Raw genomic sequence first — 25,897 nt, 5'->3', positions numbered from 1 at the left:
CCTACCCCTGGTGCTCTGCCGTGCCGCGCTGCCGTCCCGGGGCACGCGGCTCGGCAGCCCACGCCAGCGAGTACCACGACAGCACCGCCAGGACCGCGGCGCTCGGCAGCTCCGCGGTGTAGGCCAGCACCTGGGCGAGCAGGTAGGCCGAGCCGCGGTGCGCCGACCACAGGTCGAAGAACGCGTCCGTGGCGAGCAGCACCGCCGTCGCCGCGGCCAGCGGACTGGTGGCCCGGTGGCGGCGGCCGACCAGCGCGGCGAGCACGAAGAGCGCGACCACCTCGATCGCGTCGAACCAGACCCAGGCGTTGGAGAGGTTCCGCTTGCCGAAGTGCCCCCTGACGTTCAGCGCCAGCACCAGGATCCAGGGCAGCAGCAGGAACCCGGCCGTGCGGAGCGCGCGCGGCAGCCACCGCCGGAGTGCGGCTTCGCGGCACTCCAGGGCACTGTGCAGGTCGAGCATGCGCCAAGAGTAGTTGCCGCCGGCTCAGCTCCGTTCAGCCGACATTGCGCGGCCGGAACTGGATACTGATGCGCGGCCCGGCGCCGCGGGCGGTCTTGGGGACGGCATGCTCCCAGGTGCGCTGGCAGCTGCCGCCCATCACCACCAGGTCCCCGTGGCCCAGCGGGAACCGGTGCTGCGCCGCCCCGCCGTCACAGGGGCGCAGCGCCAGGGCCCTCGGCTCGCCGACGGAGAGGATCGCCACCATCGTGTCGTGGGTGCGGCCGCGCCCGATGCGGTCGCCGTGCCAGGCGACGCTGTCCCGCCCGTCGCGGTAGAGGCAGAGGCCGGCGGTGACGAAGGGCTCGCCGAGTTCCTCGGCGTAGTGGGCGCTCAGCGCGTCGCGGGCCGCGGCGAGCACGGGGTGGGGCAGCGGCTCCCCCTTCCGGTAGTGGGCCAGCAGGCGGGGCACGCTCACCACGTTGTCGTACATCTGGCGCCGCTCGGCCCGCCAGGGCACCTGGGCCGCCAGGTGTTCGAACAGTGCGTCCGACCCGGTGAGCCAGCCGGGCAGCACGTCGATCCAGGCGCCGTGCGACAGCTCGGTGCGCCGCAACGCCGCCAGGTCGGTCAACCGCAGCGGCGCAGCCTCGGCGGAGTCGAACAGGGAGGCCTGGAGGTGCACGGTCATGCCTCCAGGCTAACCCAGATATCGAACATATGAGCGAGTCAGGCGGGCACGGGCCCGCACCCGATCTCGTCGAGCCAGGCGCCGTCACGCCGCCGGCTGCGCCAGCACCACCTCGCCCTCCCCCACCGGCTCCTCGAAGTGCGCCCAGTAGCGGGCGAACAAGCGCTCGTCCACGGTGACGGCGTTGGCGCCGACCTCGCGGTTGCGCACCGCGAGGCGGCGCTCCAGTGTTGACCGGTCGGCCTTCAGGTGGAGCAACTCCCAGCGGCCGCCGTGGCTTTCGACCAGCGCCTTGTAGTCGTCCCGGGCAGCGCGGCTCCAGAAGCTGTAGTCCACCACCACATCGCGCCCCGCCCGCATCAACTCGACCAGTTCCAGCCGCTGTTCGCGCCGCACCGCGTCCTTGAGCTCGTCGTACCGCGCCGCGTCCAGCACCAACCCGGCGTCCCGCTGCCCGATCCGCTGCCAGACCGCCTCGTCGATCGACAGCCGTACGTACCCCTCGCGCACCAACCCCATCGCGTACGTGGTCTTGCCGGACCCCGGAAGCCCGCACATCAGCACCACCGTGCTCGCCGACCGCGTCATCGCCACCCGCCCCTCGTCTCGCCCGTCATCGGCCAGGATGGCCGCGTGAACCTCCACGTCGTGTTCGCCGGTGACCACGTCCGCCTTCCCAAATCCGCCGTCGTGCCCGCCGGTTCCGCTCCACAGGGCACCATCCCCGCCGCGGCCGTACGGGACGCCGATCCGGACGCCGCTCCACCGGAGATCCGCACCGTCTCGGGAGCGACCCTCTTCGTCCCGGCCGAACAGCGTGCCGAGTTGGAGAACTTCTGCGCAGCCAACCGGATTCCCCTGCGGTCCCGACCCGATGTGTGGGGCGACCTCCTCGAACCCTTCCTTGACACCGAGTTCACCACGGAGCGCCAGGCCGCCGCCCAGGTCCGCCTGGGCCGGGCCGACCTGGGTGCGGACGAGGTGGCCGGCATCCGGGCCAGGGTCGCCCCGGTCATGCGCGCCTACAACGCCGTCCACCAGGACTGGCACCACCTCGGCCTCGCCGACCTGCTCGACGCCGCCACCGCCGATTGGATACCTGCGCACCTGCGGATCAAGTCCGGTGAGAGAGCCGCGTTCTACGCCTGGGCGATGGCCATCGCGGACCTGGGCCGCCCGCACGGCTGACCACCCGCGCGCGGGGAGCACGAGCCGGCCGGGCCGGCCGGTCAGCGGGCGGGAACCGACGGGAACGGGCGAGACGGGTCGCCGCCCTGTCCCCGCGGGCGGCTACGCTGTGCGCCGTGACAGAACGGCTGCCGATCTTCCCGCTCGACGCGGTGCTCTACCCGGGGCTGGTGTTCCCGCTGCAGGTGTTCGAGGAGCGCTACCGGCGACTGGTCGCCGATCTGGTGGCGCTGCCGGAGGGCCAGCCGCAGCGGTTCGGGGTGCTGGCGATCAAGGACGGGCGGGAGGTCGCGCCGGTCACCGAGAGCGACAAGCCCGCCGGGCCGCTGGACGGCCTCGGCACGCCCACCGGGGACCCGCTGGAGGCGCTGTACCACATCGGCTGCGTCGCCGACGTGGCATCGGTGACCCCGCACACCGACGGCCGCTACGAGCTGCTGGTCACCGGCACCACCCGGTTCCGGCTGAGCGCGGTGGACACCAGCGGGCCGTACCTGATCGGCGACTGCGAACCGCTGGAGGAGCAGGACGGCAGCGGCGCCGGCGTGCTGGCCGGCGGGGTCGAGCGGGCGTTCCGGGCCTACCAGAAGCGGCTGGCCGGGGCCCGGCAGGCGAGCCTGGCCGGCGAGCAGGAGCTGCCGGACGACCCGCAGGTGCTCTCCTACCTGGTGGCCGCCGCCGCGGTGCTGGAGGTGCCGGTCAAGCAGAAGCTGCTGGCCTGCCCGGACACCGCCTCCCGGCTGAGCACCGAGCTGGAGCTGCTGCGCAAGGAGACCGCCCTGATCAACTGGCTGCCGTCAGTGCCGGCCGTGGAGCTGACCCGGCAGCCGTTCAGCCCCAACTGAGCAGCACCCCCGACAGGAGAGGACCAGGGCCCGTGGCGAAGAAGAACGGCGCCGGCGGCAAGGGCACCCCGGCGACGGTGGCCCTGGAGAAGGCCGGCGTGGCGTTCACCGTGCACGCCTACCAGCACGACCCCGCCGCGCCGTCCTACGGCACCGAGGCGGCCGAGGCGCTCGGAGTGGCGCCGGAGCGGGTGTTCAAGACCCTGGTGGCCGAGGTGGACGGCGCGCTCACGGTGGGCGTGGTCCCGGTCGCCGGGCAGCTGGACCTCAAGGCGCTGGCCGCCGCGGTGGGCGGCAAGCGGGCCGCGATGGCGGATCCGGCGGCGGCCGAGCGCAGCAGCGGGTACGTCCGGGGCGGGATCTCACCGCTGGGCCAGCGCAAGCCGCTGCGCACGGTGGTGGACGCCGGGGCGCTGGCCCACCCGACCGTCTACGTCTCGGCCGGGCGCCGGGGCCTCGAGGTGGAGCTGGCCCCGGCGGAGCTGCTGCGGCTCACCGGCGCGGTCAGCGCGGAGATCAGCCGCAGCAGCTAGGAGCACAGCTGGCAGCAGCTAGGAGCGGGCGCTCAGCGGCCGGTTTCGGTGTGCGACGGCGCCTGTGACCCGTCAGCGGGCGGCGAGGCGGCCGGCGGGGCCCACGGGTTGTCCGATCCGTCGGCGGCGGGCGGCAGCGGCCCGACCCACTGCGGCTCCGGCTGCTCCTCGCGCCTGCCGAAGGTGGCGGTCAGGGCGAGCAGCAGCACCATGGCGGCGATCGGCCAGGCCAGCAGCGCCCCGTGGGCGGGCAGCGTCAGGTTCTCGTAGAAGGTGTGCCCGTCCCCGACCTGCTTGGCGTGCGCGATGATGTTGCTGGTCGGACCGAGCTTCTCGCCCAGCCAGACGGCGATCAGCGAGCCGCCCACCCCGCCGAGCCCGAGCGCGACGGCCATCGCGATGCCGCCGCCGCGCCGCCGGGTGAGCAGGAACGCGACCAGCGCGGTGACCAGCCCGAAGGCCAGGCCGAGCAGCACGAAGGTGCCGACCGCGCCGGCCGACTGCTCGCCCTCCGGGTCCCCGTACAGCACCGAGTTGCCCTGCACCACCAGCGGCACCTCGGGCGCCAGCCAGTACCAGAGCGCGCCCATCAGCAGCCCGAGCAGCAGGCAGCCGAACCCGATCGGGAGGGCGATCCGCAGCTCGGCCCAGAGGCGGGTCAGGACGGTGCTGCTGCGGGGCTCCGAGATCAGCTCGCCCGGGGCCGTCGACAGCGGGTCGGGTTCCGCAGGAGTGTTCGGTACGGTCACCCGACCATCGTTTCACGTCGGCCCCGCGAACCGGCTACTCGGGCCCACGGCACCCAGCCCACGCCCCGGCTACCGCGGCACCTACCGCGTCGCCACCCGCCGGTACGCGTACGTCGCCAGGGTGAGCGCCAGCAGCCCGACCGCCGCGCAGACCCCGAGGTCGCCCAGCACGGCACCCCAGTCGGGGCGGGCCGCGAAGCTGTCGGCGAAGGCGTTGACGCCGTACGTGGACGGCAGCAGATCGCGCAGCACCTGGACGGCGCCGGGCAGCCGGGAAGCCGGGAGCACGCCGAGCAGCAGCGCGGCGGACATGCCCAGCTGGCCGAGCATGGTGGCGATCTCCTGCTTGGGCGCGAGCAGGCCGAGCGCCGCGCCCAGCCCCGACAGGGCTGCCCCGGCCAGCGGCACCACCGCCAGCAGCACCCACAGATGGGCCAGCGGCAACCCGAACAGCACTGCGCCGAAGCCGGCCGTGACCAGCGCGCCGGGCAGGGTGAAGGAGGCGTAGGCACCGGCCGCGCCGAGCACCACAGCAGCTGCCGGCACCGGCAGCGTGGCGTAGTGATCGAGGCCGCCGGTGGCGCGCAGCTTGCCGAAGTACTGGGCGAGCAGGTTGAGCGCCACGAAGGCGACCACCAGCACGGCGGAACCGGCCACCACGGCCCGGGACGACGGGTTGTCGCCGCTGTCCACCACGCCGCGCATCATCACCAGGATGCCCACGGACTGGAAGGTGGCGACGAACATCAGCGGGATCCGGGCGACCTTGGCCCGGGCCAGCTGCGCCCGGTAGACGGCGGCCAGCGCGGGCAGCAGGCGGGCCGCCGGGCCCAGCGGGGCGGCGGTCGGCGCGGCGGCGGGGGCCGCGGGGGCAGGGGTGAGTACGGTCACGTCACCGGTCCTCGCGAGCTGAGTACGTGAGCACGGCGGTCACTTCGCCAGTCCTTGGTGGCGGCCGCCGAGCCGGAGGTAGGCGTCCTCCAGGCTCGGGGTGGCCAGGGTGAAGTCGTCGAGGGCGGCGAACGCCGGCCCGGCGGTGACGGCGGCGACCAGTTCCCTGGCCTCCTCCGGGGTGGTGCGCACGGTCCAGCGGCGGCCGGAGCAGTCGGCGCGCTCGGCGAGCCGGGCCACGGCCGGGACGGTCAGCGGGGCCTCGCCGCGCCACACCAGGTCGAGCCGGACGTCGCCGTCGACCAGCGCCTTCAGTCCGCCGGGGGTGTCGCAGGCGATCACCCGGCCCTCGTCCAGCACCGCGACCCGGTCGAGCACGGTCTCGGCCTCGATGACGTTGTGGGTGACCAGCAGCACGGTGGTGCCGCGCTCCGCACGGCGGCGGTCCACGGCCGACCAGACGGCGCGGCGGGCGACCGGGTCCATGCCGGTGGTGGGTTCGTCGAGCACCAGCAGCGGCCGCTCCCCCACCAGGGTGGCCGCGAAGCAGGCGAGTCGGCGCTGGCCGCCGGAGAGCTTGGCCAGCGGGCGGGCGGCCAGCGGCTCCAGGCCCAGTTCGGCGAGCACCTCGGCGGTCTCGGCGCGGGCCGCCGAGCGGCTGAGCCCGCGCAGCCGGCCGGTGGTCTCGGCGGCGAGCGCGACGGTCAGCTCGTCGAGCGCGGTGGACTCCTGGCCGAGGTAGCCGAGCAGGCGGGCGGCCCGCTCCGGGTGGCGCACGATGTCGTGGCCGAGGATCTGCACGCTGCCCGCGTCGGGCCGCAGCAGTCCGGTGAGCTGGCGGACCAGGGTGGACTTGCCGGCCCCGTTCGGCCCGAGCAGGCCGAAGATCTCGCCCTGGCGGATCTCCAGGTCGACCCCGTCGTTGGCGCGGATCTCACCGTGACTCTTGGTGAGGCCCCGGACGGAGCAGCAGGGCAGGGGGGCGTGGCTCACGACCGAAGACTCTACGCGCCGATTGCGCGCAAAGCGGACCGGGGTCACCCCGGCCGGTGATCAGCTGTACCGACAGGCGTCAGCAGTCTTCGGCAGCGGCGTCAGCAGTTTTCGGCAGCGGTGGCAGTCGTCTTCGGTGGCGGCGCCAACCGTCCACCACGACCCGCCCTCGGCGCCAGTCGTCCACCACGACCCGTCCTCGCCGTCAGTCGTCCACCACGATCTGCTCGCCGCCCGGCACCCGGGCGGCGAGCTCCTTCCAGAAGCCGGCCCGGATCGCGTACCGGTCGTGCTCGTCGATCTGGTCGTCCTTGTGGGCGAGCAGGCCGAACCGGGCGGCATAGCGCAGCAGTTCGCCGTCGACCTTGTGCGGGATCCGCGGATAGTCGGACCAGATGACGGTCAGCCGCTCCTTGTCGCCCAGCCGCTCGGTCCAGCGGCGGGCGAAGACCTGGCCGACCTCGTGCGGGTCGCCGCCGATCGCCGTGATGTCCTCCTCGCGGTCGGCCCAGCGCTGCTCGGCGGTGGTCAACTGGGCCAGGGTGGGCAGCGAGTCGGCGGCGCAGGGCTGCTCGGCGGGGCGGTCGACGTAGCCGCGGTCGGAGGACCAGCGCAGCACCGGGCCGTTGGCAGCGGCGGGGGCGACCGGTTGCGGCGCCGGCTGGACGTGGGCCTGGGCGCGGCCGGCCAGGTCCTTGGGAGTGGGGACGACCTTGTGCGGCGCGGACGGCTCCGGCTCGGCGGGCGGGGCGGGCGTCTCGGCGGCGGCCGGGCGAGGCGAGGCGGGCGGGGCGGCGAGGATCTTGGCGATCTCGGGCGGCGGCCCCGAGGACGGGAACGGCGGCAGCTGCTCGCGCAGGCTGACCGAGCGGGTGATCCAGTCGCGGTCCAGCACCCGGCGCTCGTCGGCCTCGCCGACCAGGTCCTCCGACTGGTTGAAGTCGCCGTCGGCGGCCTGCAGCGCCCACAGGTGGACGGCCACGCCGTGTTCCTTGGCGCTCATCATGCCGGGCAGCAGATCACCGTCCCCGGTGACCAGCACCACGTCGGCGCAGGCCCGGTTGCGGGCGAGCTCGGAGAGTTCGGCGTGCATCGCGGCGTCCACGCCCTTCTGCACCCAGCGGCCCTCGGCCCGGGTGAGCGCACCGAGCCGCACGGTGACCCGGGGCAGCACCCGCAGGCGGCGGTGCTCGGGCAGCGGCCGGCGCTCCGGGGCGGCGTCGAACCAGTAGATCCGCAGCAGCGGCAGGCCGGTCTCCTCCTCGGCCCGTTCGCGCAACGAGGCGATCAGCGCGGTGTGGTCCACCATCACCCGGGAGCGGGATGGTTCTCCGGCGAGCAGGCTGGCGGAGGCACCCAGCAGGTACCCGGCGTCCACAAGGACAACGCAGCGGTCCACATTCCGCACCTTTCTCCCGGTCGGCCCCCGTGGTTGTGCCCGCTGACGCCGCCTGGAGGCAGTCTGCCCGAGCGAGGTCTCACCTGGCACCCGGTCTGACCGTTGCGATCACCTTTACCCCCCGAAGGCGGTGTGAATCACCCGGGTGCGCGGTCGGTGCACAAACCGCCAAGTCCGGTTCGACCGAACATTCGTGCTATCAGCCCGCGGCGCTTTCGGTGTCGACCTGCGGCGCTTTCACAGCCGGTACGGCGCGTCCGGCGTCAGCCCGCCGCACGCGCGGCGTCGTAGGCGGTGCGGGCCTGGTGGATGGTGGTGCGGTGCCGCTCGGCCCACGTAGTGAGCTGCGCCAGGTACTCGTTGAGCTCGATGCCGACCTCGGTGAGGGCGTACTCCACCTTGGGCGGCGCGGTCGGATAGACGGTGCGGGAGATCAGCCCGTCCCGCTCCAGGTTGCGGAGCGTCAGGGTGAGCATCCGCCGACTGATGCCGGTGATCTTGCGCTCCAGCTCGGTGAACCGGATCGGTCCGGCCGCCGCGGAGACGATCACCATGATGCTCCACTTGCTGCCCACCCGGTCGAGCACCTCGGTGACCGCGCACGCGCCACGCTCCACCGTGTCACCCGCCCTGAGCGGTCCCGGTACACAGGTGTTCCCCTGTGACAAAAAAGTGCCTTCTTCCATGGGATCTGATGGTCACACAGGATGGTCCACGTAACAAGACGTGCACCTTCGGAGGTCAAGCCATGTCTGCCAAGCCTGGCGAAGTCATATCCGGCAAGCCTGTTGGGGCCGATCGGCGCCGCTGGTACGCCCTGCTGGTGCTCTGCGCCGGCACTTTGATGATCATCCTGGACGGGACGATCGTGACGGTGGCCCAGCCCGCCATCCAGCACGACCTGGGCTTCAGCGACACCGGGCTGTCCTGGGTGATGAACGGCTATCAGATCCCCTTTGCCGGACTGCTGTTGCTGGCCGGACGGCTCGGCGACCTGCTCGGTCGCAAGCGGGTCTTCCTGGCAGGCCTCGTGCTGTTCGCCGCCGCCTCGGCGCTGTGCGGGCTGGCGAGCTCGGCGGGCATGCTGATCGCCGCCCGCTTCGTGCAGGGCGCGGGCGGGGCGCTGGTCTCGGCGGTCAGCCTCGGCATGATCGTCACGCTCTTCCCCGACCCGGCCGAACGGGGCCGCGCGATCGGCGCGTTCAGCTTCGTCGGCGCGGCCGGCGCCTCCCTCGGCATGGTGCTCGGCGGGGTGCTGACCCAACTCCTGGACTGGCACTGGATCTTCCTGGTGAACCTGCCGATCGCGCTGGCCGCCGGCCTGCCCGCGATGCGGCTGCTCGCCCCGGAGCCGGGCCAGGGCCTGCGGCAGGGCGCCGACGCGCTGGGCGCGCTGCTGGTCACGGCCGGCCTGATGCTCGCCGTCTACACCATCGTCAGCACCGGTACCCACGGCTGGAGTTCGGCGCACACCCTGGGCTACGGCGTGGCGGCGCTGGTGCTGCTGGCCGCCTTCCTGGTGCGGCAGGCCCGGGCGGCCCGTCCGCTGCTGCCGCTGCGGCTCTTCCGGTCCCGGCGCACCTCGGGGGCCAACCTGGTGCAACTGCTGATGATTTCGGCGATGTTCGGCTTCCAGGTGCTGATCGCGCTCTACCTGCAGAACGTGCTCGGCTACGGCGCGGCGGCCACCGGCTTCGGGATGCTGCCCACCGGACTGGCCATCGCCGCCGTCGCGTTGGGCCTGTCGGCCCGGCTCACCCGGGCCTTCGGCGCCCGCAGGGTGCTGCTGACCGGCGCCGGGATGCTGGTGCTGTCGCTGGCCTACCTGGCCCGGCTGCCCGAGCACGCGTCCTACCCGGTGGACGTGCTGCCCGCGCTGCTGCTGATCGCCGGCGGCGGCCTGGTGCTGCCGACGCTGGCCGGGCTGGCGATGGCGGACGCCACCCCGGAGGACTCGGGGGTCGCCTCCGGTCTGTTCAACACCTCGCAGACGGTGGCCTCGGCGCTCGGCGTGGCCGTTCTCTCCACCGTGGCGGCCGGGCACACCGCGGGGCTGCGGGCCGCCGGGCACGACGCGGTCGGCGCGCTGGCCGGCGGCTACCGGCTCTCCTTCGCGGTGGCCGCCGGGCTGCTGGCGCTCGCCTTCGTCGCGGCGGCGGTGCTGCTGCGGGAGCGGCGGGCCGAGGTGGCGCAGCCGGCGCTGGCGGCGTAGCTCCGAACGGAAATCCGAACGGAGAGCGGCGGGCCGGGCACCCATGGGGGTGGTGCCCGGCCCGCCGCGTTGAGCTACTTGGTCGAGCTCCTCAGCGGCTCAGCTCGGCCGCGACCAGCTCGGCCAGCTGCACGGTGTTCAGCGCGGCGCCCTTGCGCAGGTTGTCGTTCGAGATGAAGAGCGACAGGCCGTGCTCCACGGTCTCGTCCCGGCGGATCCGGCCGACGTAGCTCGGGTCCTGCCCGGCCGCCTGCAGCGGGGTCGGGATGTCGGTCAGCACCACGCCGGGCGCGGCGGCGAGCAGCTCCGCCGCCCGCTCCGGGCTGATCGGGCCGGCGAACCGGGCGTGCACCTGCAGCGAGTGGCCGGTGAAGACCGGCACCCGGACGCAGGTGCCGGCCACCTTGAGCTCCGGGATCTGAAGGATCTTGCGGCTCTCGAAGCGGAGCTTCTGCTCCTCGTCGGTCTCGTTCAGCCCGTCGTCCACCAGCGAGCCGGCCAGCGGGATCACGTTGAAGGCGATCGGGCGGGCGTAGACCTTGGGCTCGGGGAACGGCACGGCGCTGCCGTCCAGGGCCAGCGCGGCCGCGCCGTCCACCACCTTGGCGGTCTGCTCCTGCAGCTCGGCGACGCCGGCCACGCCGCTGCCGGAGACCGCCTGGTAGGTGGCGACCACCAGGGCGGTCAGTCCGGCCTCGGCGTGCAGCGGGCGCAGCACCGGCATGGCGGCCATGGTGGTGCAGTTCGGGTTGGCGATGATGCCCTTGGGGCGGTCGGCGATCGCCTGCGGGTTGACCTCGGCCACCACCAGCGGGACCTCGGGGTCACGGCGCCAGGCCGAGGAGTTGTCGATCACCACGGCGCCCGCAGCGGCGACCTTGGGCGCCAGCGCCCTGGAGGTGCCGCCGCCGGCCGACATGATCACGATGTCCAGACCGGCGTAGTCGGCGGTCGCCGCGTCCTCCACGACCACCTCGCCACCCTGCCAGGGCAGCGTCTTGCCCGCCGACCTCGCCGAGGCGAACAGCCGCAGCTGCGTCACCGGGAAGGCCCTCTCGGCCAGGATCTCGCGGACCACGCTGCCCACCTGCCCGGTGGCACCGACGATACCGATCTTCATACTTCCTCCTCCTGCCTACCTGCTCAGACTCATCTTGCCTGGTCACCGGTTCCGAACCGGCATGGCTTTCACCCAGTGGACACCGCGAGGTCCAGTGCCCGGGACACCGAGGCCTCGCTCGCGGGCAGCAGCGGCAGGCGGACCGCCGGCGAGGAGATGCGGCCCTGGGCGTGCAGCACGCCCTTGACCACGGTGGGGTTGGGCTCGGTGAACAGCGCGGCGGCCAGCCGGGAGAGGCGGTGCCCGAGGTCGCGCGCCCGGGCGACGTCACCGGCCTGCCAGGCGTCCACCAGCTCCGCCCAGCGGGCGGTCGCGATGTGCGCGGAGGCCATGATGCCGCCGGCCGCCCCGAGCGCCAGCAGCGGCGGGAGCACCACGTCGTCCCCGCCCAGCACGGCGAAGTGCGGCGGCAGCTCACCGCCGAGCAGCGCCACGACCTCCGGGTCGACCGCACCGGTGGCCAGCTTGACGCCCGCGATGCCGGGCAGCGCGGCCAGTTCGCGCAGCGCCTCGGCGTCCAGCGACTGCCCGGTGCGGTACGGGATGTGGTACGCGACCAGCGGCACCGGGCTGGCCGCCACCAGCTCCTTGAAGTGCGCCAGCACCCCGGCCGCCCCGGGCCGGACGAACGGCGGCACCAGGGTGAGCGCGGCCGTCGCCGCCGGGGTCAGCTCCCGGAGCGCGGCGGCCACCTGACGGGTCGCGCCGCCGCCGACGCCGACCACCAGGGCGGCTCCGCGGTCCTGGCAGACCCGGGTGCAGGTCTCGACCACGGCGGACTGCTCGGCCGTGTCCAGCGCGCCGGGCTCGCCGGTGGTGCCCAGCGCGACCAGGCCGGCCGCGCCGTCGTCCAGCACGCCGTTGGCGAGCTTCTCCAGGGCGGCCAGGTCGAGGCGGCCGTCGGCGGTGAAAGGGGTGACCAGGGGGACGTAGATCCCGCGCAACGTGGTTTCCATGCTTCTGACCCTCGCCGATGGCGATCGTGCAGGTCCAGTTCGCATTTCCGATGCAAAGCGTAAGCTGAGCCGATGCTCGATGTCCGTCGTCTGCGACTGCTGCGGGAGCTGGCCCACCGGGGCACCATCGCCGCCGTCGCCGAGGCCCTCGCCTTCAGCGCCTCCGCCGTCTCCCAGCAGCTCACCGCCCTGGAACGGGAGGCCGGCGTGGCGCTGCTGGAGCGCACCGGGCGCCGGGTGCGGCTCACCCCGGCCGCCGAGAAGCTGGTCGGCCACGCCGAGGCGGTGCTGGCCCGGCTGGAGCTGGCCGAGAGCGAACTGGCCGGCGCCCGGCGGAGTCCGGCCGGGCCGCTGCGGATCGGCACCTTCCCGTCCGCCGCCCGGGTGCTGATCCCGCCCGCGCTGGCGGCGCTGGCCGTCGACTGCCCGGAGCTGGAGCCGATGGTGTCCGAGGTCGACCCGGCCGGGGTGGGCGACCTGCTGCGCTCCGGGGAGCTGGACGTGGCGCTGGTGCACGACTACGACTTCGTGCCGCCCACCGCCGAGCCCGGGATCGAGCGGCAACCGCTGTTCGCGGAGGCGATGCACCTGGCCGCCCCGGGCAGTGCTCATCGACAGGGGGGCAGTGACCGGCTGGTCGACTACCGCGACCAGCCGTGGATCCTGGCCACCCACGGCACCCTCTGCCACGCGATGGCGATCCGGGCCTGCCAGGCCGCCGGGTTCACTCCCCGGATCCGGCACCGGGCGGACGACTTCGACACCGTGCTGGCCCTGGTCGCGGCCGGCCAAGGCGTGGCGCTGGTGCCGGACTTGGCGCTGCTGGCCCCGCCGCCCGGGGTGCGGCTGCACCGGCTGCCGATGTCGCGCCGCACCGCGGTGGCGGTCCGGGAGGGCGCGAGCGGGCATCCGGCGGTCGCCGCGTTCACCTCAGCCGTCAAGCAGGCGCTGCCAATAAATCTCGGCTGTTCTCATACCAGTTGAGAAAATGCTCTTCCTAAAGGATTGTCAAACCCGGTAGAACCTCTGAGGGTCAAGTCATTACGAGACGAGCGGCGATATGACCAACCCACCTCCCGGCTACGGCTACCCTTCGGACCCCCAGAACCCCCAGAACCCCTACGGCCAGCAGCCGTCGTCCCCGCAGCCCGGCTACGGCGTGCCGCAGGGTCCGTACGACCCGCAGCCCGGCTACACGCACCAGCCCCAACCCGACTACGCCGCTCCCCCGCAGCCCGGCTACCCCCAGCAGCCCACGGGGTACGCCCCCAACCCGGCGTACCCCCAGCTCCCTTACTGGATGACGCCGCCCAGCCCGTACGGTCCGCCGCAGCCCGGCAGCCGCACCCTGGCCAGCGCGGCCGACCGCTTCCTGGCCCGCCTGATCGACGCGGTCATCCTGGCGATCCCGGTCGTGATCCTCCAGGTCGCGGTCAGCGCCACCCTCGGCATCTGGGTGACGGCGCTCGTCGACGCGGCCATCTACTTCGGCTACGAAGCCCTGATGCTGCTCACCCAGGGCCAGCAGAGCGTCGGCAAGAAGGCCATGAAGCTGCGCGTGGTCGCCGTCGCCGACGGCGGCCGCCCCACCGACAACCAGCTCGTGAGCCGCGCCGCGGTGTTCGCCCTCCCACAGGCCGTCTACTGCCTCGGCTCGCTCTTCTTCCTGATCAACGTGCTCTCGCTGACCTGGGACAAGCCGCTGCAGCAGTGCTTCCACGACAAGGCGGGCAAGACCGTGGTCGTCAAGGAGTACTGACACTCACCCGCCTGACGGCCGGTCGGCCCGCCCATCGGGGAGGGCCGACCGGCCGTTCCGCTCTCCCCGGACAGCCTCCGGACCGATGCTCGACCTCAATGCCGCGATGCGGGCTTCATCACCGGCCAGGCCCTGCACCTGGAGGGCGGCGGCAGCCTCCCCGGCCACTGACCGCTACAGTCCCGGCACGTGATCCACTACACCCGCCCACCGGGCCGCTCCTGGCAGACCCCCACCACCTGCGGCCTGCTGCTCCTGGCCGCCATCTGGCAGACCTACCACGGCATCCTCTACCTGCGCACGGTCACACCGCTGAGCCACTGCCACACCATCGGCAAGGTCTCGGTGATGTCCTGGACATCCGGCTACAGCGCTCTCACCCTGACCCTGGCGGCAGCGGTGACAGCCGTCCTCTCTCCGCCCTCTATGCCCGCCGCACCGGTGGCACCATCGCCGTCGCCGTCCTGCTCCTAGTCATCACAGCGGCCCTACTGCTCTACGACGTCCTCGGCCTCTACGCCGACTTCGCCGCAGGCACCCTGGCGCCGTACGCCTGCGACTGACCAGGGGTTACGTCCCGAGCCGCAGAGTTTACTTGGCACCTGTGACAGTGCGGGCGGGGCGCGTTGTTCGTCGGCTTTCTCAGACCAGCAAGTGGCTAAGGGCAAAGCATGGTAGTCATGAAGGCTCACCAGAAGCAGCCAAGCGTCAGTCGGTGTTCAGATAGAGATGGGTCACCATGGAGCAGCCGTTGAGCAGAGTGGAGCTGTCCACCGTCGTACAGGGCTTGCGCGACGAGCTGCGGGCAGCAGCCCAAGACGGCGCCGATGATCCGATAGCCCTCGAAGTCGGCGAGATCCACTTGGAGTTCACCGTGGAGATCCAGGTCGATGTGACCGCCAAGGCTGGCTTCAAGGCCTGGGTTCTCACAGGCGAAGCCTCAGCGACGCGGGAGCGACGACAGACGCATACGGTCTCCCTCACGCTGAAGCCCCGGAACCGGCACACCGGAGCCGTTCTGGACATCGCCAACGAAGAACCAGCGGATCTGTCCGCATTCGGTTGAGGAGTCGTCGACTGACAGGCAGGTAGACACCCGTGAGCGTCCTTTCCAAGCACCGCATCGTTTTCGTTCACGCTGCCAGACAGGGGAGTGGCTATCTGCTGACTCGGCGTCTGATCCTCACCTCGGCTCATGTTGTCGTCGGAGACCAGGTTTCGGTGGCCGTTCCGGGACAGACCGGTCTGCATCCCTGCTCAGTGGTGTGGCGGCGTCTGGACGACCAGTGCGATGGCGCGCTCCTACTGTCATCGACCGACCTCATCGAGGCGGGGGAACACCTCGCACAGATGGCTTGGGGAACTACTGACGACCTGAGCGCCGTCCCTGGATGCGAGGCAGTGGGTTTCCCGGCTGTCGCGCGCAACTCACAGGCCCTGCCTGACACCGAGCAGTTGGTGGGAACCCTCAAGCCAGGCTCCTCGATCCTGCGGGGCCGATACGTTCTGGACAGTGCACACTCCAGTCCCCCAAGCACTGCGACAGGCTCGCCATGGGCCGGGATGTCCGGCGCGGCCGTCTTCGCGAGGTCGGCGCTGGTCGGTGTGGTTTCGGGTGACCCGACCAACTGGGCCCACGGCCGCGTCGAAGCCGTTCCTGCATCCTCCTTACTGGCGGATCCCGCTTTCGTACAGCTCCTGACCGAGCATGCGGGCACTCCTCCGGTACTCGCAAGCATCCATGCGGAGCAGTCGGACGCAGCGGGAAGTTCCTTCGTCCGCATGGCCGTATCCGACTCCGTGGCACGTGACTTCGGCATGCACCCGCTTGCCGAGATAGAGAGTCTTCCCACTCAACTCCCCTACATTCCACGGTTGATCGATAGCGAGCTCGACCGAAAGCTAGCTGCCATCGCGCCCACAGGTGGCCTCCTCATCGCTACCGGCGATTCCGCCGCAGGCAAGAGCAGATCAATGTTCGAGGCCATGAAGCGCCTCTTCCCGGCACATCAGGTCTACATTCCTGAGCCCGATGCAGATCTGCGTCAGCTGATCCCGCTGCTGTCCCGTGGCACAGCTGGATCTGCTGTCCTGTGGTTGGACGAGATACATCTCTTCCTTCGCCCCGATGGACTCACCTCTACCACCTTGGCCGGTCTCCAGCAGGCCCGAGTGGTGGTCCTGGGAACCCTTCGCTCCGAGTACGTCGACTTTCTGAGCCAGCCACCGGACGTTGACAACGGCGGTCGACAGATAGCCGGCGGAACCAGCTCGGCATGGCTCATCTTGCGCCGGGCCGCGACGATAGAGATCAAACGCCAATGGGAAGATCCGGAGCGAGAGGCTGCTGCCGCGCTGTCAGATCCGCGTGTTCGCGAAGCTCTTCGCGCTGATCGAGCACACGGTCTGGCGGAATACCTCGCTTCGGGACCGCAGGTACTCCAGCGGTGGAAGCGGGCCGTCCGAGCTGGCGGGCACCCACGCGGCGCCGCTCTGGTCGCGGCCTCGATCGACCTGGCCAGAACGGGACTTGATGTGGCTTCGCCTGCCGATTCCATCGAGCGGCTCCACGAGCACTATCTTGACGCCTACGGCGGTCCCGCCTTGCGTCCCGAACCCTTGCAGAAGGCATGGGAGTGGGCCAGTGCCATCGTCCTGGGTGTCACCAGCCCACTCATCCCCGCTACCGGCCAGCGGTGGCGCCCGTTTGACTACCTCGTTTCCGACGTCGCACGCAACAACGACCCCAAGACCATTCCTGACCTGGTCTGGCACGAGGCTTTGTCCCTGGTGGACGAGAAACGCCGAGACGTCGTGATGCTGGTCGCTCAGGCTGCCCGCCGATACGACATAGCGGCCACGCTGTGGCGCACCGAGGCGACCCAAGGCAACCCTGACGGGATGATCAACCTCGGTGCCATGCTCGTACGGCTTGGCCAGACCGACGAAGCGGCGCAGTGGTTCGAGAAGGCCGCAGACTGTGGCGACCCCATGGGTGCCCACAATGCCGGCGTCCTGGCCCAGGAGAACGGGGAGTTGGAATCGGCCCAAGCCTGGTTCCAGCGCGCCATCGACGCAGGACTGGAACAGTCACGTGCACCTCTCGGGCTGGTGCTCGAACGCCTCGGAGACGAGGACGGGGCTGCGGCCCAATGGCGAATCGGTTCCGAACACGGCGACGCTGCCAGCGCTTTCAGCTACTCACACTGGCTCCGCTCAAAATGGGAATCCGACGAAGCCCTGGCCGCCCTTCGCGTGGCCGCTGATGCCGGCCTGCCCATCGCCATGTTGTCCTACGCCGGAACGCTCCTCATCAGGCAGGACCCGGAGTCAGCCAACGACTACCTGGTACGTGCCTACGATCTCGCAGTACGAGAAGCCCGACTCGGCGACGCGGTACAGGCTGGCATCGCGGGGCTCATCGCCAACGCCATCCAGGACACGGATGGCGCTACCCATTGGTGGGAACTGGCACAGGCTGACGGCTACAGCGCTCCCTGGCAGATCATCCACGGGCATGAGGGAGCACTCGGCCTCAGCCGAATCGCAATCGACGACACGACCCTCGCGAAGCTCGGACCGGAGGAGGTCCAGCTCCTGATGAGCACGTTGTGGGCCGGAGACTGCTTCGACTGCGGCTTCCCACTGGGCGAGAGCATCCCCGCCCTGCAAGTCACCGACGATTACACCGGTGGACGCGCGAACCTGTACCACCTCGCCGTTTGTCGGTACCCCCGTTGGAACGACTCAGCCCTTCAAGAATTCACGCGCAACGCAGGGCTGAATTGGCGGTCGCACTCGGCAGCAGTTCCTGATCACGACGGGGTCCTCCGCCCAGCCCTGATCGTCAACCCGCGCCTCGAACAGAGTTCCCTGACTCTGGACGGCGACACCTGGAGGATGGTCGGAAGCGCCGATCCCTGGAACCATGCCCTGTCGAGCGGTGCTGCCCCACTATGGAAGGCGCAGATCCCGACAGTCGCCCCGGACCGACTTGCGGTCCACTTCAGCAGCACCGAAATTGCAGTGAGATATGCGGTGGAGGTCTGGAGCGCCGGCCTGACCCCGATGCTGAGGGCCCTGATCCAGCAGCAAGCAGGATTCCTGCTGATCATGACCAGCGGCCTGGGCCCCGACGAGGACGGGGTGGAAGCCGTCAGGATGGCAATCGAATCCTTCGACGCCGTGCAGGTCTGGGTGCCACTGGAGTAACCATCCCAGCCTTAGCGTCCGATCACCATGGCAGGCGAACCGGCGCCTTCAGGCCGCCTGCCGAACGCCTACCGCTCGAACTCGCTGAAGTCTGCAAGATGATCAAACTCGCCATCCCGGACTCCAAGGATGAACGCAGCGAGCTCATGCGGCGTGAAGGCCACCGAACCGAGTTCAGGACGCACGGAGTGGGCAATCACCACGGCATCCCCGTCTGCTCGGAGCGAAACACAGCCGTTGCCGTTGGCCCCGCTGTGGGACGACTTAATCGCGCCGCTGGGAAGGACGATCGCCTTGCTGCTACTCACAGTTCTTCCTTGACTCTCTCGATCAACTTGCTTGAGTCGGCTGCGGACAAGGCTTCTCCCCGCAATGCCTGGAGTCTCCGCCGGGACCACGAAATGAGGCCGGCATCACGAGAGAGGCGTGATCCGATGTCTCCCTCGGTGACGACTACCGGGGGCGACTCGCTTGCCGGGTACTCCAGGATACTGATCGGCATCCCCATGGCACTTGCCGCTCCGACACTGAGCGGCACCACCCGGAGCGTCACATTCGGCTCTTCTACAGCCTCCCGAAGATGCGTCAACTGCTTACGCATCACCCGGACTCCGCCAACGCGTGCAACCAGGGCGGCCTGAAGCATCACTACCTCCAACCTCGGCGGGTTGGGCTTGTTCAACAGCTCTGCTTGCCGCCGCAGGCGGATCTCCACGAACAGGTTCCGTCTTGCCGCGCTCTCATGGGTACGACCGAACTCGGCAATGGAGCGGATGTACTCCTCGGTCTGGAGCAGGCCAGGCACGTATGTACCCGAGTGGGTCTGGATCCGCTGCGCCGCGTCCTCCAGAGCGAAGTACCGCTGGTCATCGGCATCGAAGAAGTTCCGGTACTCGGGGCTGAGCCACCACTTCTGCCGCAGCGTCCGCATCGCGTCCAACTGGCCCTCAAGGCGACCCCGGGTGCGCTGGTCGACACCGTAGAGCGCGCACATCGCGCGCAGCTGCTCATCGGTGGGTGACTTCTTGCCGGCCTCGATGTTGCTGATCCACGCCTGCGTACAGCCCAGTGCCTGGGCCACTTGCACTTGGCTGTACTGCGTGCGTTCCTTGCGGAACCTGCGGAGGTCGGCCCCGAGGGACTGCATGAGCACCATCGCGCTCGGGTCCTGCGACAGCGCTCTCACCTCCTGACGGTCCATAACATCCGCAACTCTAGCGCGCCACGCGGAGGTCGTTCACTCACATGAGTGAGTATGACTCAGCGGCTTGCGATCAAGAGGTTATATAACCCACACTCTCAGACACGAGAGGTTTTTGACTGACCGTCACCAACCTCCGATGCTTCGCGCGTGGCCCATCGCGGGCCCAGGCACAAACGGAGGCGTCATGCAGACGCTGAATCACGAATTGCCGGCGTGGTGCTTGTTCCAGCCGGTCCCCGAATCGGTCTCCCAGGCCAGGAAATGGCTCCGGAGCCTCCTCTACGAGTCCCCGGGCTGGCTGCCTTCCGGCACGCTCGACCCCGAAGACCTGGAGGTGGTTGTCTCCGAGCTGGCCACCAACGCGGTGCGGGCCGCCGCCGCCGTCAACCGCCAGGGCAGCGCATGGTCATACCGCCTGGTGATCGACCGGACGCCCACCGGGTTCTGCATCGACGTCACCGACCCCAGCCCGGCCATACCGCTTCTGCCCGAACCCACCCCCACCGCGCTCGACCTGCTGACCGAGTCCGGCCGGGGCCTCCCGATGCTGCGGGCATACGGGTTCACCTGGCATGCCCTCCAGCAATACCACCAGGGCAGCAAGACCATCCGCTACCAGCTGTCCACCTCGCCGACTGGCGGCCTCAACTAATTCCAACTTTCCGCCCAGAAAGGGAATTCACCCATGCCCAGAAAGTTTGCCTTCGACCACCAGACTGCCCTCACCGACCTGCGCTCCCTCGGCCGCGCCCTCGATGCCAGGGGCACCCAGGATCAGGCCGTCCCTGACATCGACGCCACGCTGGCCGCCATGAAGCAGATCCACGCCGAGATCATGGTCAACCTCGCCGAGGCCCAGCGCTCCTGACCTCCCCAAGACGCCGCGTCGGCCTACCCCTTTCCCCTCCGGGCTGACGCGGCATTCCTGCTCGGCGCTCCCGTCCGCACCTTGACACGGCAGACTGACTCCCCAGAACTCCACCCACCCTGGCACGAGTTGGGAGCCTTCGTGACCGCCCGCCCCCTCCTCTACGTCATCGTCAGTGCCTCCGGCATCGCCGCCGACGTGGGCCGCCTCATCACCGCTGCCCAGGCCGAGGGCTGGCAGGTCGGCGTGATCGCCACCCCCAATGCGCTCGGCTTCATCGACCAGGAGACCATCGCGCAGCAGACCGGCCACCCGATCCGCTCGGCCTGGCGCACGCCAGACGTCCCAGCGCCACTCCCGCCCGCGGATGCCCTTGCCGTGGCCCCCGCCACGTTCAACACGATCAATAAGTGGGCCGCCGGCACCTCAGACACCCTCGCTCACGGCATCCTCTGCGAGGCGTACGGGCTCGGCATCCCCATCGCCGTGCTGCCCTACGTCAACGTCACTCTGACCGCACATCCCGCCTACGCACAGCCTGGTCCGCCTGCGTGCCATGGGCGTCCTGCTCGGCGACCACCTCCTCCACCAGCCCAGGTCCGGCGGCCGCGACACCTACAACTAGACCCACGTCCTCGACCTGCTCCGCCTAGTCCTGACACCCGACACCCCGAGGAGCCGAGTAGCGTGTCCGCTTACCCCAGCCCCCAGGCCTACTGGGGAGCCTTCTGGCCGACCGCCGGCGAGGACACCGCCGCCGCCCCGCCCGCCGAGCGCATCCACTGGACCCAGTACCCCCACCACGGCCCCGGCGCCGAGTTCCTCGGTCGGCCCCGTACCGCCCTGGAGATCGGCGCCGCCACCTGCGTCGCCGGGTTCGCACTCGCCCGCACCAGCGTGAAAGTCACCTGCGTCGACTTCTCATCCCACCAGATGGAGCGCGCCCGCCGCTGGTGGGGCAGCGAACCCGACCTCACCCTGGTCGAGGCAGACGTCCTCGACTACCTGGCAACGACCACCACCCGGTGGGACTGCATCTTCTCCAACTGGGGCGCCGCCTTCTTCACGGACCCCGACGTCCTGCTCCCCCTCGTCCTCCCCCGCCTCACCCCCGGCGGCCTCTTCGCCTTCTCCTCCGTCGAGCCGCTGGCGCCCTGCTACGGCCCGCAGATCACGTACGGCAACGGCTACCGAGGTCCCCGCCTCGCCATCGTCCGCTGGATGCTCAGCAACGAGCAGTGGACGGCGGCCCTCGCCCGCCACGGCTTCCGGCGCATCGACGTCCACACGCTCCCGGGCCCGGAAGAGGGCTTCGTCGGCACCACCACGGGACGTGCCTATGCGCCATGAGGCACCTCCCCGCGTCGGGAATCGATCATGCTCCGGAGCGCGCTAGGCTGGACAGCCTCCCACCCGCAGACCGACTTCAAGGAGCCTGCCCCCGTGGCCGACAGCTTCGTTCACCTGCATGTCCACACCGAGTACTCGATGCTCGACGGGGCGGCCAAGAACGGCAAGCTGGTTGCCGAGGCGGAGCGGCAGGGGATGCCGGCGATCGCGATGAGCGACCACGGCAACATGTTCGGGGCGTACGAGTTCTTCCAGAAGGCGAAGGACAGCGCGGTCAAGCCGATCATCGGCATCGAGGCCTATGTGGCGCCCCACTCGCGCTTCGAGAAGAAGCCGGTGTTCTGGTCCCCGGCGGCCAGCGCCCGGCGAGCAGTGACGGTGAGGGCGGCAAGGACGTCTCCGGTGGTGGCCGCTACACCCACATGACCATGTGGGCGCAGAACGCGACCGGTCTGCGCAACCTGTTCCGGCTCTCCTCGCTCGCGTCCATGGAGGGCTACTACATGAAGCCCCGGATGGACCGCGACCTGATCTCGCAGCACGCCGAGGGCATCATCGCCACCACCGGCTGCCCTTCCGGCGAGGTGCAGACCCGCCTGCGGCTCGGGCAGTACGAGGAGGCGGTCAAGGCGGCCGACGCCTACCAGCAGATCTTCGGCAAGGAGAACTACTTCCTGGAGCTGATGGACCACGGCCTGGACATCGAGCGCGACGTCCGCCTGGACCTGCTGCGGCTGGCCAAGGAGCTGAACATCCCGCTGCTGGCCACCAACGACTCGCACTACGTCACCGCCGACCAGGCGGACGCGCACGACAGCCTGCTCTGCGTCGGCGTGGGCAAGAACAAGGACGACCCGAACCGGTTCAAGTTCAACGGCAGCGGCTACTACGTCAAGACCGCCGAGGAGATGCGCGAGCTCTTCAGCGAGCTCCCGGAGGCCTGCGACAACACCCTCGCCATCGGCGAGCGGGTGGAGTCGTACAAGGAGGTCTTCGACTACGTCGACCGGATGCCGCAGTTCGACGTGCCCGAGGGCGAGACCCAGGCCTCCTTCCTGCGCAAGAAGATCGAGATCGGTCTGCAGAAGCGCTACGGCGACAGCCCGAGCCAGGAGGTGCTGGACCGGATCGAGCTGGAGATGGGCGTCATCACCCCGATGGGGTTCGACTCCTACTTCCTCGTGGTCGCCGACATCTGCGAGTACGGCCGCAACAACGGCATCCCGGTGGGCCCCGGCCGTGGTTCGGCGGCAGGGTCGATGGTGTCGTACCTGACCGGCATCACCCAGCTCGACCCGCTCGAGCACGATCTGCTGTTCGAGCGCTTCCTGAACCCCGAGCGCATCAACCCCCCGGACGTCGACATCGACTTCGACGACCGCCAGCGCGACCAGATGGTGCGCTACGTCACCGACAAGTACGGGGCGGAGTACACCGCCCAGGTGAACACCTTCGGCACCATCAAGGCGAAGGCCGCCGTCAAGGACGCCAACCGCATCCTGGGCTACCCGTTCTCGATGGGCGACCGCATCACCAAGGCGATGCCGCCGGACGTGATGGGCAAGGGCGTGCCGCTCAGCGACCTCTTCAACGAGTCGCACCCTCGCTACAACGAGGGCACCGAGATCCGCACGATGTATGCCAACGAGCCGGACGTCAAGAAGATCATCGACACCGGCATGGGCATCGAGGGCCTGATCCGCGGCACCGGTGTGCACGCCGCGGCCGTCATCCTCTCCTCGACCCCGCTGCTCGACCTGATCCCGCTGCACAAGCGGGACAAGGACGGCGTGATCATCACGGGCTTCGACTACCCGTCGTGCGAATCCATGGGCCTGATCAAGATGGACTTCCTGGGTCTGCGGAACCTGGGCATCATCGATCACTGCCTGCAGATCATCAAGGCCAACCGGGGCCAAGAGGTCGACATCGAGAACATCCCGATCGACGACCCGACCACGTACGAGATGCTGGCCCGCGGCGACACGTTGGGCGTGTTCCAGCTCGATGGCGGCCCGATGCGCGCCCTGCTGCGGCTGATGAAGCCCACCGAGTTCGCCGACATCTCCGCCGTCTCGGCGCTGTACCGCCCGGGCCCGATGGGCATGAACTCGCACACCAACTACGCGCTCCGCAAGAACGCGCAGCAGGAGATCGTGCCGATCCATCCGGAGTTGGAGGAGCCGCTCAAGGACGTCCTCGGCCCCACCTACGGTCTGATCGTGTACCAGGAGCAGGTTCAGCGTGCCGCGCAGGTGCTGGCCGGCTACAGCCTCGGCCAAGCAGACCTGCTCCGCCGCGCGATGGGCAAGAAGAAGAAAGAGGTCCTGGAGAAGGAGTTCGTGCCGTTCCACGCGGGCTGCAAGGAGCGCGGCTACTCGGACGAGGCGATCCAGGCGGTCTGGGACGTCCTGGTGCCGTTCGCCGGGTACGCGTTCAACAAATCGCACTCCGCCGCCTACGGCCTGGTCTCCTACCAGACCGCCTACCTGAAGGCGAACTACCCGGCCGAGTACATGGCCGCGCTGCTCACCTCGGTGGCGGACGACAAGGACAAGATGGCCGTCTATCTGGCCGAGTGCCGGGCGATGGGCATCAAAATCCTGTCTCCGGACGTCAACGAGTCGGTGGTCGACTTCACCGCCGTCGGCACCGACGTGCGGTTCGGCCTGAAGGCCGTCCGCAACGTCGGCGTGCCGGTGATCGAGTCGCTGATCGGCACCCGCAAGGAGAAGGGCAAGTACACCTCCTTCGCAGACTTCCTCGACAAGGTCGAGCTGGTCGCCTGCAACAAGCGCACCATCGACTCGCTGATCAAGGCCGGCGCCTTCGACTCCCTGGGCCACACCCGGCAGTCGCTCTGCGCGGTGCACGAGAACGCGATCGACGCGGTCACCGGCGTGAAGAAGCAGCAGGCGATCGGGCAGGACGACCTGTTCGGCGCGCTGGACACCGGCGCCGACAGCCCGGCGATCGGACTGGACTTCGAGCTGACCGACCGTGAGTGGCCGCGCAAGCAACTCCTCAGCCTGGAGCGGGAGATGCTCGGTCTGTACGTCTCCAGCCACCCGCTGGACGGCGCCGAGCACATCCTGGCCCGCAACCGGGACATCTCGATCGCCGAGCTGATGGGCTCCGGGCGCACCGAGGGCGAGGTGCGGCTCTCCGGGCTGATCACCAATGTGGACCGGCGGATCAACAAGGCGGGCAACGCCTGGGCGATCATCACCCTCGCCGACCGCGACGGCTCGGTGGAGGTGCTGTTCTTCCCGGCCACCTACAACCTGATGGCGGATCAGATGGTCGAGGACAACGTCATCTCCGCCCGCGGCCGCCTCAACGAGCGCGACGGCTCCCTGAGCATCTTCGGCCAGGAGATCACCACGCTGGACATCTCCGCCGCCGAGTTCGGCGGCAAGCCGCCGGTGCAGATCACCGTGCCGTACCCGAAGGTCACGCCCCACGTGGTGCGGGAGTTGAAGGCGACGCTGCAGGCGCACCCGGGCGATGTGCCGGTGCGGCTGCTGACCACCAGCCGACAGAAGGACGTGCTCTACGAGCTGGGCTTCCTGGTGAACCCCGACACGGCCTTCGCCAGCGAGGTCAAGACGCTGCTCGGGCCGTCCGCCTGGAGCGCGTGAAACAACCGCGTCACCGTTGTGCTTCCGGTGTGCGGGACGCCGTTCCCGGCGCACCGGAAGCGCGCTAGTCTCACCGGGCGGCGAACTGTGAGGCCGCTCGTCACGCGCTGCTCGGAGGGGACCACATGAGCTACGGCACGCCCGCTGTCGGCGGCTATCCGCCACGATTCGGCCAGCAGCCGACCCGGCCGCAGGGCGGGGCGCTGCCCGGTCTCGCGGTGCTGATGATCATTCAGCTGGTGCTGCAGCTGGCGATCCTGATCTGGGTGCTGAACCAGGTCGGTGCCGGCTACCTCAAGTTCGCGTTCGGCTTCGGCGACCAGCCGCGGTTCATGGGCTGCGGTGTCTTCACCCAGGCGGACACCACGCAGTGTGCGGCCCTGATCGTCATGATCATCGCCGCCTTCATGGGCCGGACCTGGGTGCGCCCGGCGGCAACCGTGCTGCTGCTGATCAACGCCTATGTCCTGGGGTCGTCCCTGATCAACGAGCTGAGCAGCGACCACGGCGGCTGGAGCGCGATGACCGGCACCACGGCGGGGCTGTGGCTGACCCTCGATCTGATCGCCCAGACGGTCATCAGCGTCGTCGTGCCGATCATCGTGCTGGCCACCCGCAACGCCGGCGGACCGAGCAGCTACCAGCCGCTGGCCGCGATGCCCGTTCCCGCCCCGCAGCCCGGCTACGCCCCGCCGATGCCGCCGCAGGACGCGCGGGGCGGGGCGCCCGGGTTCCCGCCGCCGCCCGCCCAGCCCCCGATGCAGCCGGGCCAGCCCCCGATGCAGCCGCCGGGGCAGCCGGGCCAGCCGCCCTACGGCGGTTACCCGCCGAACCGCTGACTCGG

Annotated in this window: 25 protein-coding genes and 2 pseudogenes; 15 read left to right on the top strand and 12 right to left on the bottom strand. The window is 70.2% G+C overall.

The window, feature by feature from the left end; genetic code table 11:
• Position 1 precedes the first annotated feature (1 nt).
• From E6W39_RS30890 to E6W39_RS30880, 3 genes are all read right to left on the bottom strand, one after another.
• Positions 2-463 carry a hypothetical protein gene (locus E6W39_RS30890; protein WP_141636290.1) on the bottom strand — a complete coding sequence of 154 codons (462 nt, stop codon included), beginning with the start codon at positions 461-463 and terminating at the stop codon, positions 2-4.
• Positions 464-497: 34 nt separating this feature from the next.
• A complete protein-coding gene (locus tag E6W39_RS30885) occupies positions 498-1,133 on the bottom strand; it encodes an alpha-ketoglutarate-dependent dioxygenase AlkB (RefSeq protein ID WP_141636289.1) in 636 nt (211 codons plus the stop codon).
• 84 nt (positions 1,134-1,217) lie between these two features.
• Entirely contained in the window at positions 1,218-1,721 is a 504-nt protein-coding gene (locus E6W39_RS30880; RefSeq protein WP_141638046.1) for an AAA family ATPase, read from the bottom strand.
• A gap of 45 nt (positions 1,722-1,766) precedes the next feature.
• On the opposite strand from E6W39_RS30880, the gene E6W39_RS30875 reads away from it, so the two are divergent.
• The 3 genes from E6W39_RS30875 to ybaK all read left to right on the top strand — a co-directional run bounded on the left by E6W39_RS30875 (position 1,767) and on the right by ybaK (position 3,699).
• On the top strand, positions 1,767-2,321 hold the full coding sequence (locus E6W39_RS30875; RefSeq protein ID WP_141636288.1) for a hypothetical protein: 555 nt from the start codon (positions 1,767-1,769) through the stop codon (positions 2,319-2,321).
• A gap of 116 nt (positions 2,322-2,437) precedes the next feature.
• On the top strand, positions 2,438-3,166 hold the full coding sequence (locus E6W39_RS30870; protein WP_141636287.1) for an LON peptidase substrate-binding domain-containing protein: 729 nt from the start codon (positions 2,438-2,440) through the stop codon (positions 3,164-3,166).
• 32 nt (positions 3,167-3,198) lie between these two features.
• Entirely contained in the window at positions 3,199-3,699 is a 501-nt protein-coding gene (ybaK, locus tag E6W39_RS30865; RefSeq protein WP_141636286.1) for a Cys-tRNA(Pro) deacylase, read from the top strand.
• A gap of 32 nt (positions 3,700-3,731) precedes the next feature.
• On the opposite strand, the gene E6W39_RS30860 is transcribed toward ybaK, so the two are convergent.
• From E6W39_RS30860 to E6W39_RS30840, 5 genes are all read right to left on the bottom strand, one after another.
• Positions 3,732-4,448, bottom strand: a complete 717-nt coding sequence (locus E6W39_RS30860; protein WP_181799513.1) for a hypothetical protein — start codon at positions 4,446-4,448, stop codon at positions 3,732-3,734.
• Between the two features lie 81 nt (positions 4,449-4,529).
• Positions 4,530-5,339, bottom strand: coding sequence for an ABC transporter permease (locus tag E6W39_RS30855; RefSeq protein WP_141636285.1), 810 nt, complete (start codon positions 5,337-5,339; stop codon positions 4,530-4,532).
• A gap of 39 nt (positions 5,340-5,378) precedes the next feature.
• Positions 5,379-6,332 carry an ABC transporter ATP-binding protein gene (locus tag E6W39_RS30850; RefSeq protein ID WP_141636284.1) on the bottom strand — a complete coding sequence of 318 codons (954 nt, stop codon included), beginning with the start codon at positions 6,330-6,332 and terminating at the stop codon, positions 5,379-5,381.
• Positions 6,333-6,537: 205 nt separating this feature from the next.
• Positions 6,538-7,731 (bottom strand): NYN domain-containing protein, encoded by a 1,194-nt coding sequence (locus E6W39_RS30845; protein ID WP_141636283.1) that lies wholly within the window; start codon positions 7,729-7,731, stop codon positions 6,538-6,540.
• A 263-nt stretch (positions 7,732-7,994) separates the two neighbouring features.
• The gene (locus E6W39_RS30840) at positions 7,995-8,399 is read right to left on the bottom strand and encodes a winged helix-turn-helix transcriptional regulator (RefSeq protein ID WP_407658642.1); all 405 of its coding nucleotides are present in this window, start codon (positions 8,397-8,399) and stop codon (positions 7,995-7,997) included.
• A gap of 80 nt (positions 8,400-8,479) precedes the next feature.
• On the opposite strand from E6W39_RS30840, the gene E6W39_RS30835 reads away from it, so the two are divergent.
• Positions 8,480-9,943 (top strand): MFS transporter, encoded by a 1,464-nt coding sequence (locus E6W39_RS30835; protein WP_141636281.1) that lies wholly within the window; start codon positions 8,480-8,482, stop codon positions 9,941-9,943.
• A 91-nt stretch (positions 9,944-10,034) separates the two neighbouring features.
• On the opposite strand, the gene E6W39_RS30830 is transcribed toward E6W39_RS30835, so the two are convergent.
• Both E6W39_RS30830 and E6W39_RS30825 read right to left on the bottom strand, forming a co-directional pair.
• Positions 10,035-11,063, bottom strand: a complete 1,029-nt coding sequence (locus tag E6W39_RS30830; protein ID WP_141636280.1) for an aspartate-semialdehyde dehydrogenase — start codon at positions 11,061-11,063, stop codon at positions 10,035-10,037.
• Positions 11,064-11,131: 68 nt separating this feature from the next.
• A complete protein-coding gene (locus E6W39_RS30825) occupies positions 11,132-12,019 on the bottom strand; it encodes a dihydrodipicolinate synthase family protein (protein ID WP_141636279.1) in 888 nt (295 codons plus the stop codon).
• 72 nt (positions 12,020-12,091) lie between these two features.
• Between E6W39_RS30825 and E6W39_RS30820 the strand changes: the two genes are divergently transcribed.
• The 5 genes from E6W39_RS30820 to E6W39_RS30800 all read left to right on the top strand — a co-directional run bounded on the left by E6W39_RS30820 (position 12,092) and on the right by E6W39_RS30800 (position 17,990).
• On the top strand, positions 12,092-13,003 hold the full coding sequence (locus tag E6W39_RS30820) for a LysR family transcriptional regulator (protein WP_141636278.1): 912 nt from the start codon (positions 12,092-12,094) through the stop codon (positions 13,001-13,003).
• Positions 13,004-13,079: 76 nt separating this feature from the next.
• The gene (locus tag E6W39_RS30815) at positions 13,080-13,778 is read left to right on the top strand and encodes an RDD family protein (RefSeq protein WP_141636277.1); all 699 of its coding nucleotides are present in this window, start codon (positions 13,080-13,082) and stop codon (positions 13,776-13,778) included.
• Positions 13,779-13,967: 189 nt separating this feature from the next.
• On the top strand, positions 13,968-14,252 hold the full coding sequence (locus E6W39_RS30810) for a hypothetical protein (protein ID WP_141636276.1): 285 nt from the start codon (positions 13,968-13,970) through the stop codon (positions 14,250-14,252).
• Between the two features lie 265 nt (positions 14,253-14,517).
• The gene (locus E6W39_RS30805) at positions 14,518-14,844 is read left to right on the top strand and encodes a trypco2 family protein (RefSeq protein ID WP_141636275.1); all 327 of its coding nucleotides are present in this window, start codon (positions 14,518-14,520) and stop codon (positions 14,842-14,844) included.
• 32 nt (positions 14,845-14,876) lie between these two features.
• On the top strand, positions 14,877-17,990 hold the full coding sequence (locus E6W39_RS30800; protein ID WP_141636274.1) for a serine protease: 3,114 nt from the start codon (positions 14,877-14,879) through the stop codon (positions 17,988-17,990).
• A gap of 68 nt (positions 17,991-18,058) precedes the next feature.
• Here E6W39_RS30800 and E6W39_RS30795 read toward each other — a convergent pair whose 3' ends face one another.
• Both E6W39_RS30795 and E6W39_RS30790 read right to left on the bottom strand, forming a co-directional pair.
• Positions 18,059-18,298 (bottom strand): DUF397 domain-containing protein, encoded by a 240-nt coding sequence (locus E6W39_RS30795; RefSeq protein WP_141636273.1) that lies wholly within the window; start codon positions 18,296-18,298, stop codon positions 18,059-18,061.
• Entirely contained in the window at positions 18,295-19,191 is an 897-nt protein-coding gene (locus E6W39_RS30790; protein WP_141636272.1) for a helix-turn-helix domain-containing protein, read from the bottom strand. Before E6W39_RS30790 ends, E6W39_RS30795 begins: the two co-directional genes overlap by 4 nt.
• 187 nt (positions 19,192-19,378) lie before the next feature.
• On the opposite strand from E6W39_RS30790, the gene E6W39_RS30785 reads away from it, so the two are divergent.
• From E6W39_RS30785 to E6W39_RS30760, 6 genes and pseudogenes are all read left to right on the top strand, one after another.
• Positions 19,379-19,846, top strand: a complete 468-nt coding sequence (locus E6W39_RS30785) for an ATP-binding protein (protein ID WP_181799512.1) — start codon at positions 19,379-19,381, stop codon at positions 19,844-19,846.
• A gap of 33 nt (positions 19,847-19,879) precedes the next feature.
• Positions 19,880-20,062 (top strand): hypothetical protein, encoded by a 183-nt coding sequence (locus tag E6W39_RS30780; RefSeq protein WP_141636270.1) that lies wholly within the window; start codon positions 19,880-19,882, stop codon positions 20,060-20,062.
• Positions 20,063-20,203: 141 nt separating this feature from the next.
• Positions 20,204-20,687: pseudogene (locus E6W39_RS30775) on the top strand (flavoprotein).
• A gap of 62 nt (positions 20,688-20,749) precedes the next feature.
• Positions 20,750-21,412 (top strand): class I SAM-dependent methyltransferase, encoded by a 663-nt coding sequence (locus E6W39_RS30770; protein WP_141636269.1) that lies wholly within the window; start codon positions 20,750-20,752, stop codon positions 21,410-21,412.
• A gap of 138 nt (positions 21,413-21,550) precedes the next feature.
• Positions 21,551-25,053 (top strand): annotated as a pseudogene (gene dnaE / locus E6W39_RS30765) (DNA polymerase III subunit alpha).
• A gap of 125 nt (positions 25,054-25,178) precedes the next feature.
• A complete protein-coding gene (locus E6W39_RS30760) occupies positions 25,179-25,892 on the top strand; it encodes a hypothetical protein (protein ID WP_141636268.1) in 714 nt (237 codons plus the stop codon).
• Positions 25,893-25,897 lie beyond the last annotated feature (5 nt).

The sequence above is a fragment of the Kitasatospora acidiphila genome (genome assembly GCF_006636205.1).
Lineage (GTDB): Bacteria > Actinomycetota > Actinomycetes > Streptomycetales > Streptomycetaceae > Kitasatospora > Kitasatospora acidiphila.
The sequence above is the reverse complement of the archived record's forward strand: the minus strand, read 5'-3'. Positions and strand labels throughout refer to the sequence as shown.

Bases quoted from the DNA above. Each gene is read 5' to 3' on its own strand.
- E6W39_RS30820 (WP_141636278.1), top strand. From the start codon at position 12,092: ATGCTCGATGTCCGTCGTCTGCGACTGCTGCGGGAGCTGGCCCACCGG.
- E6W39_RS30830 (WP_141636280.1), bottom strand. From the start codon at position 11,063: ATGAAGATCGGTATCGTCGGTGCCACCGGGCAGGTGGGCAGCGTGGTC.
- E6W39_RS30880 (WP_141638046.1), bottom strand. From the start codon at position 1,721: ATGACGCGGTCGGCGAGCACGGTGGTGCTGATGTGCGGGCTTCCGGGG.
- E6W39_RS30805 (WP_141636275.1), top strand. From the start codon at position 14,518: ATGGAGCAGCCGTTGAGCAGAGTGGAGCTGTCCACCGTCGTACAGGGC.
- E6W39_RS30790 (WP_141636272.1), bottom strand. From the start codon at position 19,191: ATGGACCGTCAGGAGGTGAGAGCGCTGTCGCAGGACCCGAGCGCGATG.
- E6W39_RS30760 (WP_141636268.1), top strand. From the start codon at position 25,179: ATGAGCTACGGCACGCCCGCTGTCGGCGGCTATCCGCCACGATTCGGC.
- E6W39_RS30885 (WP_141636289.1), bottom strand. From the start codon at position 1,133: ATGACCGTGCACCTCCAGGCCTCCCTGTTCGACTCCGCCGAGGCTGCG.
- E6W39_RS30825 (WP_141636279.1), bottom strand. From the start codon at position 12,019: ATGGAAACCACGTTGCGCGGGATCTACGTCCCCCTGGTCACCCCTTTC.
- E6W39_RS30780 (WP_141636270.1), top strand. From the start codon at position 19,880: ATGCCCAGAAAGTTTGCCTTCGACCACCAGACTGCCCTCACCGACCTG.
- E6W39_RS30815 (WP_141636277.1), top strand. From the start codon at position 13,080: ATGACCAACCCACCTCCCGGCTACGGCTACCCTTCGGACCCCCAGAAC.
- E6W39_RS30890 (WP_141636290.1), bottom strand. From the start codon at position 463: ATGCTCGACCTGCACAGTGCCCTGGAGTGCCGCGAAGCCGCACTCCGG.
- E6W39_RS30835 (WP_141636281.1), top strand. From the start codon at position 8,480: ATGTCTGCCAAGCCTGGCGAAGTCATATCCGGCAAGCCTGTTGGGGCC.
- E6W39_RS30785 (WP_181799512.1), top strand. From the start codon at position 19,379: ATGCAGACGCTGAATCACGAATTGCCGGCGTGGTGCTTGTTCCAGCCG.